This is a genomic window from Streptomyces sp. STAM6 (assembly GCF_054963715.1).
In genome coordinates this window covers 1-15948 of record NZ_JBUEFZ010000028.1, presented here as the reverse complement: position 1 = coordinate 15948, position 15948 = coordinate 1, and the positions used below count along the sequence as shown (strand labels likewise).

Here is a 15948-nt window from a genome sequence, read left to right as displayed (position 1 = left end):
TGGTTTCGGTGACTGCACCGGGTGGAGCACCGCTGGGTGTACTGAGTCCACAACGCGTTAACAGCACGTGAACATGAAGACGAAGACGAGGCCCGGCCGTCCCCCGAGCCCCAGCGAACGACACGATCACAGAAGAGAGCCACTCATGGACTTCCTTCGCCCCGCAAGCTGGGAGGAGGCGCTCGCCGCCAAGGCCGAGCACCCCACGGCTGTGCCCATCGCGGGTGGCACCGATGTCATGGTCGAGATCAATTTCGACCACCGGCGGCCCGAGTACCTGCTGGACCTGAACCGCATCGAGCTGCTCAGCGAGTGGGAGGTCGGCGAGGAGAACGTCCGGCTGGGCGCCTCCGTCCCCTACACCCGCATCATGGAGAACCTGCGGACGGAGCTGCCGGGCCTGGCCCTGGCGTCGCACACCGTCGCTTCCCCGCAGATCCGCAACCGCGGCGGTGTCGGCGGCAACCTGGGCACCGCGTCCCCGGCCGGTGACGCGCACCCCGCCCTCCTGGCGGCCGGCGCCGAGGTGGAGGTGGAGTCGGTCCGCGGCTCCCGCTTCATCCCCATCGACGCGTTCTACACGGGCGTCAAGCGCAACGCGCTCCAGCCCGACGAGCTCATCAAGACCGTCCACATCAAGAAGGCCGACGGCCCGCAGCAGTACTCCAAGGTGGGTACCCGCAACGCCATGGTCATCGCGGTCTGCGCCTTCGGTCTGGCGCTCCACCCGGAGACCCGGACGGTGCGGACGGGCATCGGCTCGGCCGCCCCCACGCCCGTGCGGGCGAAGGAGGCCGAGGACTTCCTGAACGCCGCGCTCGAAGAGGGCGGCTTCTGGGAGAGCGGCAAGATCATCACTCCCTCGATCGCCAAGCAGTTCGCGGAGCTCGCGTCCGGCGCCTGCAACCCGATCGACGACGTGCGAGGCACCGCCAAGTACCGCCGCCACGCGGTCGGCATCATGGCCCGCCGCACGCTCGGCTGGACCTGGGAGCAGTACCGCGGCACCGGCCGCACCCTTGAAGGAGCTGCATAACCATGCGCGTCAATTTCACGGTCAACGGACGTCCGCAGGAAGCCGACGACGTCTGGGAGGGCGAGTCCCTCCTCTACGTCCTGCGTGAGCGCCTGGGCCTGCCCGGCTCGAAGAACGCCTGCGAGCAGGGCGAGTGCGGTTCCTGCACGGTGCGTCTGGACGGCGTCCCCGTCTGTTCCTGTCTCGTCGCCGCGGGCCAGGTCGAGGGCCGCGAGGTCGTCACGGTCGAGGGCCTGGCCGACTACGCCAGGCAGCGTGCCGAGCACGGCGGCGCGTGCGGCACCGGCGCCTGCGGATCCGCCGCCGACGGCAAGGAGGGCACCTCCCTGCAGGCCGCGCAGGCGTGGTCCGCCAAGGGAACGGACTCCCAGACCGGTGAGGGCACCGAGCTCTCCCCCATCCAGCAGGCGTTCATCGACGCCGGCGCCGTGCAGTGCGGCTTCTGCACCCCCGGCCTGCTGGTCGCCGCCGACGAGATGCTGGAGCGCAACCCCTCGCCGTCCGACGAGGACATCCGCGAGGCGCTGTCCGGCAACCTCTGCCGCTGCACCGGTTACGAGAAGATCCTCGACGCGGTCCGCCTCGCGGCCGCCCGCCAGGGAGAGGCGGTCTGACCATGGCACCGAACACCCGAGCCGCGTCCGCCCCGGCGGGCACGCCCACCAAGGTCACCCAGGGCTCCCAGACCAAGGGCGGCATCGGAGAGTCCACGCTCCGCCCCGACGGCACCCTGAAGGTCACCGGCGAGTTCGCCTACTCCTCGGACATGTGGCACGAGGACATGCTGTGGGGCCAGATCCTGCGCTCCACCGTCGCCCACGCCGAGATCGTCTCCATCGACACCTCCGAAGCCCTCGCCCAGGCCGGCGTCTACGCCGTCCTGACCTACGAGGACCTGCCCACCGAGGTGAAGAACTACGGCCTGGAGATCCAGGACACCCCGGTCCTCGCCAACGGCGTCGTACGCCACCACGGCGAGCCCGTCGCCCTGGTCGCCGCCGACCACCCGGAGACCGCCCGCCGCGCGGCCGCCAAGATCAAGGTCGAGTACAAGGAGCTGCCCGTCGTCACCGACGAGGCCTCCGCGACCGCCCCCGGCGCGCCACTGCTGCACCCCGGCCGGGACGACCACCACGCCGGTCACGTGCCGCATCCGAACATCGTGCACCGTCAGCCGATCATCCGCGGCAACGCCGACGAGGCGGCCAAGAAGGCGGACGTGATCGTCTCCGGCGAGTACGTCTTCGGCATGCAGGACCAGGCCTTCCTCGGCCCCGAGTCCGGTCTGGCCGTGCCGGCCGAGGACGGCGGTGTCGACCTCTACGTGGCCACCCAGTGGCTCCACTCGGACCTGCGCCAGATCGCCCCGGTCCTCGGCCTGCCCGAGGACAAGGTCCGGATGACGCTCTCCGGCGTCGGCGGCGCCTTCGGCGGCCGCGAGGACCTGTCCATGCAGATCCACGCCTGCCTCCTGGCCCTGCGCACCGGCAAGCCCGTCAAGATCGTCTACAACCGGTTCGAGTCCTTCTTCGGGCATGTGCACCGGCACCCGGCGAAGCTCTGGTACGAGCACGGCGCCACCAAGGACGGCAAGATCACGCACATGAAGTGCCGGATCGTGCTCGACGGCGGCGCCTACGCCTCCGCCTCCCCGGCGGTCGTCGGAAACGCCTCCTCACTCGCCGTCGGCCCGTACGTCATCGACGACGTCGACATCGAGGCGATCGCGCTCTACACCAACAACCCGCCCTGTGGCGCGATGCGCGGCTTCGGCGCGGTCCAGGCGTGCTTCGCGTACGAGGCGCAGATGGACAAGCTCGCCAAGGCCCTGGACCTGGACCCGGTGGAGTTCCGGCAGCTCAACGCCATGGAGCAGGGCACGCTGATGCCGACCGGGCAGCCGGTCGACTCGCCCGCCCCGGTCGCCGAACTGCTGCGCCGGGTCAAGGCCCGCCCGCTGCCGCCGGAGCGCCAGTGGGAGAGCACCGAGGGCGCCGACGTCCGCGCGCTGCCCGGCGGTCTGTCCAACACCACGCACGGCGAGGGCGTCGTCCGCGGCGTCGGCTACGCGGTCGGCATCAAGAACGTCGGCTTCTCCGAGGGCTTCGACGACTACTCCACCGCCAAGGTGCGCATGGAGGTCATCAACGGCGAGGCCGTGGCCACCGTGCACACCGCGATGGCCGAGGTCGGCCAGGGCGGCATCACCGTGCACGCCCAGATCGCCCGCACGGAGCTGGGCGTCACGCAGGTGACCATCCACCCGGCGGACACCCAGGTCGGTTCGGCCGGCTCCACCTCCGCGTCCCGCCAGACGTACGTCACCGGCGGCGCCGTGAAGAACTCCTGCGAGCTGGTCCGCGAGAAGGTCCTGGAGATCGGCCGCCGGAAGTTCGGCACCTATCACCCGGCCTGGGCCACCGCCGAACTCCTCCTGGAGGGCGGCAAGGTCGTCACCGACGGCGGCGAGGTCCTCGCCGACCTGGTGGACGTCCTCGACGCCGAGGCCGTGGAGATCGAGGCCGAGTGGCGGCACCGCCCGACGGAGGCCTTCGACCTGCGCACCGGCCAGGGCAACGGCCACGTCCAGTACTCGTTCGCCGCTCACCGCGCGGTGGTCGAGGTGGACACCGAGCTCGGTCTGGTCAAGGTGATCGAGCTGGCCTGCGCCCAGGACGTCGGCAAGGCCCTCAACCCGCTGTCCGTCGTCGGCCAGATCCAGGGTGGCACCACCCAGGGCCTGGGCGTGGCGGTCATGGAGGAGATCATCGTCGACCCCAAGACCGCGAAGGTCAGGAACCCCTCCTTCACGGACTACCTGATCCCCACGATCCTCGACACCCCGACCATCCCGGTCGACGTGCTCGAGCTCGCCGACGACCACGCGCCCTACGGGCTGCGCGGCATCGGTGAGGCCCCGACCCTCTCGTCCACCCCGGCCGTCCTCGCGGCGATCCGGAACGCGACGGGTCTGGAGCTGAACAAGACGCCGGTACGCCCCGAGCACCTCACCGGCACCCTCTGAAGCCCTCCGGGCGGTGCGTGCCTCCCAGGAACGTCACAAGTCCGCAGCCCGCGCCGCCCGGAGTACTCCTCACCGCACCGCTCGCGGTCAGGAAAGCCCTGGGGAAACCCACGCAGTACCCCAGCACCACCATCCCCACGCAAGTCCCACCCCCACGCAAGTCCCACCCCCACGCAGTACCCCCCACGCAGTACCCCGTTCGCCTCGGGCCGTCCCCCGGGTCGTGCAGCCCACGTTCCATCCCAAATCCCGCAGCTTTGCCCCTGTGCAAGCGGGTGCCCCTTTGAACCTTGGGAGTAGGCACCATGACCCAGTCGTCAGTGGAGCCGAAGACCGTCGCCGAAGACGCGGGACCCGGTTCCCGCGTTCCCGCCGGACGGTCTTGGCTCGACCGGTACTTTCACATAACCCACCGAGGATCCACGGTCGCGCGCGAGGTGCGCGGCGGCGTCACGACCTTCATGGCCATGGCGTACATCCTCCTGCTCAACCCGCTGCTGCTCGGCGGCGAGGACGTGCTCGGCAACAAGCTCAGCCAGCCCGCCCTGATCACCGCCACCGCGCTCGCCGCGGCGGTCACCACTCTGGCGATGGGTTTCATCGGCAAGGTCCCGCTCGCCCTCGCGGCGGGCCTGAGTGTCGCGGGCGTCATCTCGACGCAGGTCGCCCCGGACATGACGTGGCCGCAGGCCATGGGCATGTGCGTCATCTACGGTGCCGTGATCTGCCTGCTGGTGGTCACCGGTGTCCGTGAAGTCATCATGAACGCCATCCCGCTGGCGCTGAAGCACGGCATCACGATGGGCATCGGCCTCTTCATCGCGATCATCGGCTTCGTCAACGCGGGCTTCGTCGGCAAGGGCGAGGGCGGCGGTCCCGTCACGCTCGGCGTCGGCGGATCGCTGACCGGCTGGCCGGTCGTGCTCTTCTCCATCACCCTGCTGCTGATCTTCATGCTGCAGGCCCGCAAGGTGCCCGGAGCCATCCTCCTCGGCATCGTCGTCGGCACCATCATCTCCGTCACCGCCACCGCGACCGGCCTGATCAAGGAGTCGGAGTGGGGCGGCAAGGCGCCGACCCTGCACGGCAGCGTCGTCTCCATGCCGGACTTCTCGCTCCTCGGCCAGGTCGAGTTCGGCGGCTGGGAGAAGCTCGGCTACACCACCGTCGGCATGATCGTCTTCACCCTGGTGCTGGCCGGCTTCTTCGACGCCATGGCGACCATCATCGCCGTCGGCCAGGAGGCCAAGCTCGCCGACGCCAAGGGCCGTATGCCCGGCCTCAACAAGGCCCTGTTCATCGACGGTGCGGGCGGTGCGATCGGCGGTGCCTCCGGTGCCTCCGGCCAGACCGTCTTCATCGAGTCCGCCACCGGCGTCGGCGAAGGCGCCCGCACCGGACTCTCCGCCTCGGTCACCGGCCTGTTCTTCGCCGCGTGCCTGTTCTTCACCCCGCTCACCCAGCTCGTGCCGGGCCAGGTGGCCTCCGCCGCCCTGGTCGTCATCGGCGCGATGATGCTGCAGAACGCCCGCCACGTCGACTGGACCGACTGGTCCGTCGCGGTCCCCGTCTTCCTGACGGTCGTCCTGATGCCGTTCACGTACACCATCACCACCGGTGTCGGCGCGGGTGTCATCGCCTACTGCGCCATCAAGGCCGCGCAGGGCAGGTGGCGGGAGCCGAGCATTCTGATGTGGGTGCTCTCGGCGGTGTTCGTCTTCTACTTCGCCACGGGTACCGCCCACTGACGCGGGCCCTCCACACCTGAAGCCTCTCGAAGGAGACCGACATGCTGGACATCGCCGAGGAACTCAGCCGGTGGGTCGAGCAGGGACGTGACTTCGCCGTCGCCACCGTGGTGGCGACCGGTGGCAGCGCGCCCCGCCAGCCGGGCGCCGCTCTCGCCGTCGACAGCGAGGGCACGGCGATCGGGTCGGTCTCCGGAGGGTGTGTGGAGGGCGCGGTGTACGAGCTGTGCCGGCAGGCTCTCCAGGACGGCGAGACCGTCCTGGAGAGCTTCGGCTACAGCGACGAGGACGCCTTCGCGGTCGGCCTGACCTGCGGCGGCATCATCGACATCCTCGTCACCCCGGTGCGCGGCGGGGTTTTCCCCGCCGCGCTGGCGGCCGCCTCCCGAGGGGAGGCGGCGGCTCTCGCCAGGATCACGGAGGGCCCGGCGGAGCTGCTGGGCAAGGCCCTGCTGGTCCGTCCCGACGGATCGTACGAAGGCACACTCGGCGGTCACCCCGAACTGGACCGCACCGCCGCGGCCGAGGGCCGCGCCCTGCTCGACGCCGGCCGCACCGCCAACGTCACGATCGGGGAGGACGGCAGCCGGTGCGGGCAGCCGCTCACCCTGCTGGTCGAGTCGAGCGTCCCCGCCCCGCGCATGATCGTCTTCGGCGCGATCGACTTCGCGTCCGCACTGGTCCGGGTGGGCAAGTTCCTCGGCTACCACGTGACCGTCTGCGACGCCCGCCCCGTCTTCGCGACGCCCGCCCGCTTCCCCGAGGCGGACGAGGTCGTCGTCGAGTGGCCGCACCGGTACCTCGAGGCCACGGAGGTCGACGGCCGCACCGTGCTGTGCGTGCTGACCCACGACGCCAAGTTCGACGTGCCCCTGCTCCAGCTGGCCCTGACGCTTCCCGTCGCGTACGTCGGCGCGATGGGCTCCCGCCGCACCCACGAGGACCGCAACCGCCGGCTGCGCGAGGTCGGCGTGACCGAGCTGGAGCTCGCCCGGCTGCGCTCCCCGATCGGCCTGGACCTCGGCGCCCGTACGCCGGAGGAGACCGCCCTGTCGATCGGCGCCGAGATCGTCGCCAACCGCCGCGGCGGCAGCGGGGTCTCCCTGACCGGCGCCCACACCCCGATCCACCACGACGGCCCCGGCGCCCCGGCCGGCCGGATCGACTCCGTGGCCTGACACCCGGGGCCCGGACGGCCCGGCGGCGAAACTCCCGTGACCGTCCGCATGCCGGGGATTAGAGTCCGGAGCATGGACATCCGTGACGTCCCCGAAGCCCACGTGGACCGCGCGCTGGACCTCGTGTACCTCGTCTTCCACGAACACCCGGAGGACGAGAAGCGCAAGCACCACCGGGAGCTGCTGCTCTCGTGCGAACGGATCGGCGCGTACGACGGTGGCACCATGGTCGGGTTCGTGGCCGCCCACCCGTTCTCGCTGTCCGTCCCCGGCGGCGAACTCCCCTGCCCCGGGCTCACCTTCGTCTCCGTCGCCCCGACCCACCGGCGGCGCGGCGTGCTCTCCGCGATGCTCGGCGAACTGTTCCGGCGCGCCGCCGCGCAGGGCCGCCCCCTCGCCGCGCTGTGGGCCTCCGAGGACGCGATCTACGGCAGGTTCGGCTTCGGCCCCGCCACCCAGGGCATCAGCGTGGAGATCGACTCCCGGCGTCCGCTGGCCCTGCGCATCGACCCCGACGAGCGGCCCTTGCGCCTGATCGACCCGGACGAGGCCCCCGCCGTGGTCGGGCCGTACTTCGACGCCACCCGCACGGACCGGGCCGGCCGCATCGCCCGTGACGAGGAGCGCTGGAGCGGTGAGTGGCTGACGGAGGAGGACGAGGAGGACGACGAGCTCTCCCCGCCCCGGGTCGTCGGGCTCGGCGATCCGCTCGCCGGGTACGCCGTCTACCGCACCAAGCCGGGCAACGACGACACCGGGACACCGGGTCTGGTCCGGGTCGACGAGCTGGAGGCGGACACCCCGGCCGCCGCCGCGGCCCTGTGGCGGTACGTGGCCTCCATCGACCTCACCGGCACCGTCCGCGCCTGGGGCCGCCCGCTGGACGACCCCCTGCTGCTGTTCGCCGCCGACCGCGACCAGGTCCGCGTCACGGGCCAGTACCCGGCCCTGTGGGTGCGGCTGGTCGATGTGACCGCGGCGCTCACCGGCCGCGCGTGGGCGGCCCCCGCCGACCTCGTCCTGGAGGTCCGGGACGACCGCCTCCCCGCCAACGACGGCCGCTTCCGCCTCACCGTGGGCGGCGGGGACGCCGTCTGCGCGCCCACGTCCGACCCGGCCGACCTCACCCTGGACGTCCGCGACCTCGCCGCCTGCTATCTCGGCGGCACCCGCGTGGCCGACCTGGTCCGGGCGGGTCTGGTGGACGAGCACACACCGGGAGCGGCCGGCGGGCTGGACGCGGCCCTGCGCACCGAGCTGCTGCCGAACACCGGCGACGAGTTCTGAGGGGCGGGGGAGACGCCCGGGAGGCCGGTCCGCACGCGGTTCAAGCCGGGGGCGGCGGGAACTCGCCAGATCCCGGTAGCGGCCTTCCGGGGCCGTGCGCTGCGCGGCCCCAGCCGGGATGATGGAGCGTCCCGGCGAGTCATTGCTTCCCGCAGGATGCGATCGGAAAGGTGGCTTTTCGTTGCGCACTGTCGGAGTGGAGGAAGAACTCCTCCTGGTGGACCCCCACACGGGCGAACCCCGTGCCCTTTCCACGGCGGTGCTCGCCATCGCCGCGAAGGAGAGCCACGGTCGCGCGCACGCCTTCACCAAGGAGCTCCAGGGCCAGCAGCTGGAGTTCGCCACGCACCCGCAGACCGGCATGCGGGAGCTGGCCGCCGAGATCGGCCGCTGGCGCCGTGAGGCGGCCCGGCACGCGGGCGCGGCCGGCGCCGCCGTGGCGGCCCTGGCGACGTCGCCGCTCCCGGCCGGTCCCGCCCTCAGCGAGGGCAAGCGCTACCGGTGGATACAGGAGCATTTCGGGCTGACCGCCCAGGAGCAGCTGACCTGCGGCTGCCACGTGCATGTCTCGGTGGAGTCGGACGAGGAGGGGGTCGCCGTCCTGGACCGGATCCGGCCCTGGCTGTCCGTGCTGCTCGCGCTCAGCGCCAACTCTCCGTTTTGGCAGGGGCACGACAGTGACTACTGCAGTTACCGCAGCCGCGTCTGGGGCCGCTGGCCGTCGGCCGGGCCCGTGGAGATCTTCGGCTCCGCGGACCGCTACCACCGGCTGGTGCGCGACCTCATCGGCACCGGCGTCCTGCACGACGAGGGCATGATCTATTTCGACGCCCGGCTCTCCCGCAACTACCCGACCGTCGAGGTCCGCGCCGCCGACGTCTGCCTCGACACCTCCACCACCGCCCTCGTGGCCACCCTCGCCCGCGGCCTGGTCGACACCGCGGCCCGCCAGTGGCGCGAAGGCGAGCCCCCGGCCCGCCACGGGGTCGGCCTGCTGCGGGCGGCGGCCTGGCGGGCCAGCCGCTCCGGCCTCGACGACGAGCTGATCCACCCCCTCACCATGCGGCCCGCCCCCGCGGACCGCGTCGTGTACGCCCTGCTCGGCCACGTGGAGGACGCCCTCGAGGCCAACGGGGACCTGTACGACGCCCGCCGGGGCATCGCCGAGCTGCTCCGGTACGGAAACGGCGCGCGCGTCCAGCGCCTGCTGCTGCGGCGCACCGGCAGCCTGCGGGCCGTCGTCGCCGAATGTGTACGCCGCACCCAGCTGGGCACGGACGCCCCGGCGGGCGCCGCCGGGGCGTAGGAGAGACCCGACCGGCGGTTAGAACCCGCCCGCGGGGCTACTCGCGTCGCATGACACAGGGGAACACGAACAGCGGCACGGGACCGGGACGGATCGTGTCGGCCATCGACAGGATCGAGCGGGACGACCGTGCCGACCGGATCATCGACGCACTGCAGCTGGTGGTGCGGTCCCTGCCGCTGGGACGCGGCAGGGACGTGCTGCACGGGCGCCCGCTTGGCCACCCCGTCCATCCGCTGCTCGTCCAGGTGCCCATCGGGACCTGGCTCTCGGCGGCCGTGCTGGATCTGCTCCCGGGCCGGCGGCGGGGCGCCCGCACCCTCGTCGGGGTGGGTCTCGCGGCCGCGGCACCGTCCGCGGTGGCGGGCTGGACCGACTGGGCCGAGCTCCACCGCCAGCAGCGCCGCGTCGGCCTGGTGCACGCCGCCGCCAACATCACCGCGGTCGGCCTGTACGCGGGCTCGTACGCCGCCCGGTCCACCGGCCGGGAGCGGCTCGGCAAGGCGCTGGGCCTGGCGGGGCTGACGGCCGTGACCGCCGGCGGCCTCCTCGGTGGCCACCTCGCCTACCGGCAGGCGTCCGGCGCCAACCACGCCGAACAGGTCGCCCACCAGGTGCGGCCGGGCTGGCACGAGATCGGAGATCTGGCCGAGCTCCCGGTCGGCCGGCCCGTGCGCCGCCAGGTCGACGACGTCTCGGTCATGGTCGTCCGCGACACCGACGACGTGGTGTACGTCCTGGCCGACCGGTGCAGCCACATGGCCGGGCCGCTCTCCGAGGGCGAGATCGACGACGGCTGCGTCCGCTGCCCCTGGCACGGCAGCGTGTTCCGGCTGGCCGACGGCTGGAACGTGCGGGGCCCGGCGACCGCGCCCCAGCCGTCCTTCGACACCCGGATCGTGGACGGACGGGTCGAGGCGCGGCTGCGCCACCTCGCCCCGGCCGCGACGGGCGGCGCCAGGGACGCCGCCTGAGGCCTGCCCCGTCCGGCCCGCGGCCGGCGCGGGTCGCCGCGTCCGTGCGTCCGTGCGGGGCGGTTGTGCAGGGACCGAACGAATCCTCCGGGTCAGATGGGTGAACGGCGGGGGAGGAGGGGGGCAGTCGGAGGTCGCCCGAACCCCGGGGTCTGGTCCGGGGCGCGTCGTGATGTGAAGCTCCAGCGCCTTTCGCCGCCGCGGCAGTGCCGCTTGTTGCCGGAAGGTGAAGGAAGTCGGGACGGGCGCCACGGACCCGTTCATGACCGTGAACGGAGCTGTCCGGTGCTCGATCCGGTCCGGGGAAAAGCGGTAGCGGTGATTCCGTATGATCGGCGCCGTTGCGGGGCAGGCGCCGGAGCGCCGGACCCGCCCGGCACCCCGCAGCCGCCGTGCCCGAAGGAGACCCGCACGTGATCGCCCGTTCCATCGCCCCTCCCGAATCGCCGATATACGACCAGCTCGTCAGGGAGCACGGGGACGTCCTCAACGAGGCCCGCAAGCTGGCCGAGCTCACCCATCAGCAGGCCGACCGTGTGCTCGCCTGGGACACCCCCGGCCTCGGATGGAACCACCCCGAACAGCACTGAAACGGGACGTTTACCCCCCGTAGTGCCGGGCACGCGCTCCTCGTCGGAGAACGGCGACCGAAGGAGCGTGACGATGGCCCGGAGCAGGAAGACCTCCAAGGCCTCCGCCAAGGCCGACCAGGTCAAGGGCGCGGTGAAGGAGACCCTCGGCCGTGTGGTCGGCAATGAGCGCCTGACCGTCAAGGGCCGCGCGGAGCGTGCCAAGGGCGACCTGCGTACGGCGGCCAAGAAGGCCAACGACGCATTCGACCGGTGACCGCACCCGAGGAGACGGCGGTGCGGTCGGCCCTCACCGGGACGGTGGCCCGGCGGACCCTCGTCCGCCGGGCCACCGCGCGTCCGGCGCCATTCCGCGCCTCCCGCGTCCCCGGCAGCCCTCCCGCCCGCGGCGGCACCCTCCCGCCCCGCCCGGAGTGCCGGGAGGTGTGACCTGATCCAGGCTGGATACGCGATCAGTCGTAGGGGCCGAACGCCATCCGGGACAGCACAGGGGAGCCACACCATGGGAACCGAAGACTCGATGGGCGACCAGGTCTACCAGCCGGACGATTCCGAGGTCCGGGACGACCAGGGCATCCTCGACCCCGAGGACACCCTGTCCGACCGTGAGGCCGACCCGTACGACGAAGGCTGGTCCCCGCCCGAGCGCCCCGTCGCCGTCGACCACATCGGCACCACCGCCCGCGAGCAGCGCGAGGGCGAGACCCTCGACCAGCGGCTCTCCGAGGAAGTGCCCGACACCGCCCCCGAGGGCGAGGAGAACAACGGCATCGGCGACCTGGCCGGCGGCGACGGCGAGCCCTTCGACGAGGAGGTCGGCGCCCGCCGCTCCGGCCGCCTGGTCGCGCCCGACGAAGGGGTTCGGACGGACTCCGACAAGGAGATGGTGGCCCGGGACGTCGGCATCGACGGCGCCGCCGCGTCCGCCGAGGAAGCCGCCATGCACGTCGTCCCCGAGGGCGAGGACGCGGTCCGCGGGCCCGACGACGAGTCCCGCTGACGGCGTCGCCCCCGCCGCAGGCCCCACGTGGCCGCGCGGCCCCATACGTCCCGGAAGGCCCGAGCCCGTGCAGCCGACCCACTCGTCCATCACCCTCCAGGTCAACGGCGCCCCGCACACCGTCACCGTCGACCACCGCGCCACCCTCCTCGACGTGCTGCGCGAGCAACTGCATCTGACCGGAGCCAAGAAGGGCTGCGACCACGGCCAGTGCGGCGCCTGTACCGTCCTCGTCGAAGGGCGCCGCGCCAACAGCTGCCTGTTGCTGGCGGTCGCCCAGGACGGGTACGACATCACCACCGTCGAAGGCCTCAACGACGGCGAGAACCTCCACCCCCTGCAACGGGCCTTCCTGGCGCGGGACGCGTTCCAGTGCGGCTACTGCACTCCCGGGCAGCTCTGCTCGGCCGTGGGCGTCCTCGCCGAGGCGGCGGCCGGCCACCCCTCCCACGTCACCGACCCCGCGGCACCGCCCGCGCAGGGTCACGCGCCGCTCACCGCCGAGGAGATCCGCGAGCGGCTCAGCGGCAACCTCTGCCGCTGCGGCGCCTACCCCCGCATCGTCGACGCGGTCCAGGACGTGATCCGGTGAAGCCCGTCGCCTATGTCCGCGCCCACAGCGTCCAGGAGGCGGCCGCCGCCCACGCGGGCCGCCCCGGCGCCCGCTACCTCGCCGGCGGCACCAATCTCGTCGACCTGATGAAGCTGGGCGTGGAGACCCCCGATCTCCTCGTCGACGTCAGCCGGCTGGAACTCGACGAGGTGACGGAACTGCCCGACGGGGCCCTGCGGATCGGCGCCACCGTACGCAACAGCGACCTCGCCGCCCACCCCCTCGTCCGGGCCCGCCACCCCGCCCTGTCCCAGGCGCTGCTCGCCGGCGCCTCCGGCCAGCTCCGCAACATCGCCACCACCGGCGGCAACCTGCTGCAGCGCACCCGCTGCCCGTACTTCCAGGACCTGTCCAAGCCGTGCAACAAGCGCGCCCCCGGCAGCGGCTGCGCGGCCCTCGACGGCGTCCACCGCGACCACGCGGTCCTCGGGCACTCGTCGCACTGCATCGCCACCCAGCCCTCCGACATGGCCGTCGCCCTCGCCGCTCTCGACGCCGAGGTCGTGCTGTACGGCGCCGACGGAGAGCGGACCGTGCCCGCCGCGGAGTTCCACCGGCTGCCCGGCGACCAACCCGAGCGGGACACCGTGCTCCGCCCCGGCGAACTCGTCACCGCCGTGGTCCTCCCGGCCACCACGGCCGGACTGCCCTCCGCCTACCGCAAGGCCCGCGACCGCGCCTCCTTCGCCTTCGCACTCGCCTCCGTGGCCGCCGTCGTCGCGATGGAGGGCGGCGTCGTACGCCACGTCGGGATCGCGTTCGGCGGACTGGCCCACCGCCCGTGGCGCGCCCGCCGCACCGAGGCGTTGCTCACCGGGGCCGTCCCCGACGCCGACACCCTCGCCCGGGCGGTGGAGGCCGAACTGGCCGAGGCCCGCCCCCTGCGGGACAACGCCTACAAGGTGACCCTCGCCCGCAACCTCGCGCGCCGCGTCCTCACCGAACTCACCACCGCGGGACCGGCCACCGCGGGGTCGGCGGCGACCGGGCCGTGACGACCACCGACCACCCGTGACCCTCTCCGAGAAGGACCCGCGATGCGCCCCACCGCGACCCCCACGGCACCCGCCGGCGCCGCCGCGACCGCCCTCGGCACCCCCGCCGAGCGGCTCGAAGGCCGGGACAAGGTCACCGGCACCGCGCGCTACGCCGCCGAACACACCCCACCGGACTGCGCCTACGCCTGGCCCGTACCGGCCACCGTCGCCCGCGGCCGGGTCACCGCGTTCGACACCGACGCCGCCCTCGCCCTGCCCGGCGCGATCGCCGTCCTCACCCCGCGCAACGCGCCCCGCGTCGCCGAGCCCGACGACCCCATCCTCAACGTCCTCCGGGACGACGTCGTGCCGCACCGCGGATGGTTCGTCGCGCTCGCCGTGGCCGACACCCCGGAGGCCGCCCGCGCGGTCGCCGACGCCGTCCGGGTCCACTACGCCGAAGAACCCCACGACGTCACCCTCACCGCGGACCACCCCCGCGCCTACACGCCCGAAGAGGCCAACGGCGGACACCCCGCCCGGCGCGAGCGCGGCGACGCGGCCGCCGCCTTCACCACGGCGCCCGTGCGGGTCGACGCCTCCTACAGCGTCCCGCCCCTGCACAACCACCCGATGGAGCCGCACGCCTCGTTCGCCCGCTGGGACGGCGGGCATCTCACCGTCTACGACTCCAGCCAGGGCTCCGCACCCGTCCGCGTCGTCCTCGCCCGGCTGTTCGGCCTGCCCGAGGACCATGTCACGGTCGTCTCCGAACACGTCGGTGGTGGCTTCGGGGCCAAGGGCACCCCCCGGCCGAACGTCGTGCTCGCCGCCATGGCCGCCCGGCACACCGGTCGTCCCGTCAAACTGGCGCTGCCGCGTGCCTACCTCGCGGCGGTCGTCGGGCACCGCGCGCCGACCCTGCACCGGGTCCGCCTCGGTGCCGAACGGGACGGCACCCTCGTCTCCCTCAGCCACGAGGTCACCACCCACACCTCGCGGATCAAGGAGTTCGTCGAGCAGGCGGCCGTACCCGCCCGGGTGATGTACGCGTCGCCGCACAGCCTCACCCTCCACCGCGTCGTCCCGCTGGACGTGCCGAGCCCCTCCTGGATGCGCGCCCCCGGCGAATGCCCCGGCATGTACGCGCTGGAGTCGGCCATGGACGAACTCGCCGAGGCCCTCGGAACGGACCCGATCGAGCTGCGCGTTCACAACGAACCGGCCACCGAGCCCGACTCCAACCTGCCCTTCAGCAGCCGCCACCTCGTGGAGTGCCTGCGCGAGGGCGCCCGCCGCTTCGGCTGGGCCGACCGCGACCCGCGCCCCGCGATCCGCCGCGAGGGGCACCTGCTCACCGGCACCGGCGTCGCGGCTGCCACCTACCCCGTCCTGGTCGCGCCGTCGACCGCCTCCGCCACCGCGCTCCCCGGCGGCGGGTACGCCGTCCACGTCAACGCCACCGACATCGGCACCGGAGCCCGCACCGTCCTCGCCCAGATCGCCGCCGACGCCCTCGGCGCCCCCCTGGACGCCGTCCACATCGAGATCGGCAGCACCCGGCTCCCGCGCGCCTCGCTGGCCGGCGGCTCCTCCGGCACCGCCTCCTGGGGCTGGGCCGTCCACGAGGCCTGCACCCGGCTCGCCGGCCGGCTGGCCGGCCACACGGGCCCGCTGCCGGCGGACGGACTGTCCGTGTCCGCCGACACCACCGAGCAGGCCGGGCGCACACCGCCGTACGCCCGTCATGCCTTCGGCGCCCAGTTCGCCGAGGTGACGGTCGACACCGGGACGGGCGAGGTGCGGGTCCGGCGGATGCTCGGCGTGTACGCCGCCGGGCGCATCCTCAATCCGCGTACCGCCCGTTCGCAGTTCGTCGGCGGCATGACCATGGGCCTGGGAATGGCGCTGACCGAACGCAGCACCATGGACCCCGCCTTCGGCGACTTCGCGGAGTGCGACCTGGCCTCCTACCACGTGCCCGCCCACGCCGACGTCCCGGACATCGACGCGCACTGGATCGACGAGGACGACGACCACCTCAACCCCATGGGCAGCAAGGGCATCGGAGAGATCGGCATCGTCGGTACGGCCGCCGCCGTCGCCAACGCCGTCCACCACGCCACCGGCGTCCGCTTCCGCGACCTGCCGCTCACCCCGGACCGGGTGCTGCCCGCCCTCTCCTAAGGGCTGTCCCGTAATCCCCGGCGGGCA

Annotated in this window: 14 protein-coding genes; all 14 read left to right on the top strand. The window is 72.9% G+C overall.

Annotated elements, in window-relative coordinates; all coding sequences use genetic code 11:
* Positions 1-145: 145 nt before the first annotated feature.
* Complete coding sequence (locus tag ACY34K_RS26045) at positions 146-1036, top strand: FAD binding domain-containing protein (protein WP_462751213.1); 891 nt, start codon at positions 146-148, stop codon at positions 1034-1036.
* Positions 1037-1038: 2 nt separating this feature from the next.
* Complete coding sequence (locus ACY34K_RS26040; RefSeq protein WP_462751211.1) at positions 1039-1650, top strand: (2Fe-2S)-binding protein; 612 nt, start codon at positions 1039-1041, stop codon at positions 1648-1650.
* 2 nt (positions 1651-1652) lie between these two features.
* The gene (locus tag ACY34K_RS26035; protein ID WP_462751209.1) at positions 1653-4061 is read left to right on the top strand and encodes a xanthine dehydrogenase family protein molybdopterin-binding subunit; all 2409 of its coding nucleotides are present in this window, start codon (positions 1653-1655) and stop codon (positions 4059-4061) included.
* Between the two features lie 305 nt (positions 4062-4366).
* Positions 4367-5809, top strand: coding sequence for an NCS2 family permease (locus ACY34K_RS26030; protein ID WP_462751207.1), 1443 nt, complete (start codon positions 4367-4369; stop codon positions 5807-5809).
* Between the two features lie 41 nt (positions 5810-5850).
* The gene (locus ACY34K_RS26025; protein ID WP_462751205.1) at positions 5851-6987 is read left to right on the top strand and encodes an XdhC family protein; all 1137 of its coding nucleotides are present in this window, start codon (positions 5851-5853) and stop codon (positions 6985-6987) included.
* Positions 6988-7059: 72 nt separating this feature from the next.
* Positions 7060-8274, top strand: coding sequence for a GNAT family N-acetyltransferase (locus ACY34K_RS26020; RefSeq protein ID WP_462751203.1), 1215 nt, complete (start codon positions 7060-7062; stop codon positions 8272-8274).
* Between the two features lie 121 nt (positions 8275-8395).
* The gene (locus ACY34K_RS26015; RefSeq protein ID WP_462751331.1) at positions 8396-9580 is read left to right on the top strand and encodes a glutamate--cysteine ligase 2; all 1185 of its coding nucleotides are present in this window, start codon (positions 8396-8398) and stop codon (positions 9578-9580) included.
* 50 nt (positions 9581-9630) lie between these two features.
* A complete protein-coding gene (locus ACY34K_RS26010; RefSeq protein WP_462751201.1) occupies positions 9631-10554 on the top strand; it encodes a Rieske (2Fe-2S) protein in 924 nt (307 codons plus the stop codon).
* Positions 10555-10967: 413 nt separating this feature from the next.
* Entirely contained in the window at positions 10968-11144 is a 177-nt protein-coding gene (locus tag ACY34K_RS26005) for a hypothetical protein (protein WP_462751199.1), read from the top strand.
* A gap of 73 nt (positions 11145-11217) precedes the next feature.
* Positions 11218-11400, top strand: coding sequence for a CsbD family protein (locus ACY34K_RS26000; protein ID WP_462751197.1), 183 nt, complete (start codon positions 11218-11220; stop codon positions 11398-11400).
* A 246-nt stretch (positions 11401-11646) separates the two neighbouring features.
* Positions 11647-12144 (top strand): DUF5709 domain-containing protein, encoded by a 498-nt coding sequence (locus ACY34K_RS25995; protein WP_462751195.1) that lies wholly within the window; start codon positions 11647-11649, stop codon positions 12142-12144.
* 67 nt (positions 12145-12211) lie between these two features.
* Complete coding sequence (locus ACY34K_RS25990) at positions 12212-12736, top strand: 2Fe-2S iron-sulfur cluster-binding protein (RefSeq protein WP_462751193.1); 525 nt, start codon at positions 12212-12214, stop codon at positions 12734-12736.
* Positions 12733-13752 (top strand): FAD binding domain-containing protein, encoded by a 1020-nt coding sequence (locus tag ACY34K_RS25985; RefSeq protein WP_462751191.1) that lies wholly within the window; start codon positions 12733-12735, stop codon positions 13750-13752. The genes ACY34K_RS25990 and ACY34K_RS25985 overlap by 4 nt, the downstream gene beginning before the upstream one ends.
* Positions 13753-13794: 42 nt before the next feature.
* Positions 13795-15921 (top strand): xanthine dehydrogenase family protein molybdopterin-binding subunit, encoded by a 2127-nt coding sequence (locus ACY34K_RS25980; RefSeq protein WP_462751189.1) that lies wholly within the window; start codon positions 13795-13797, stop codon positions 15919-15921.
* Positions 15922-15948 lie beyond the last annotated feature (27 nt).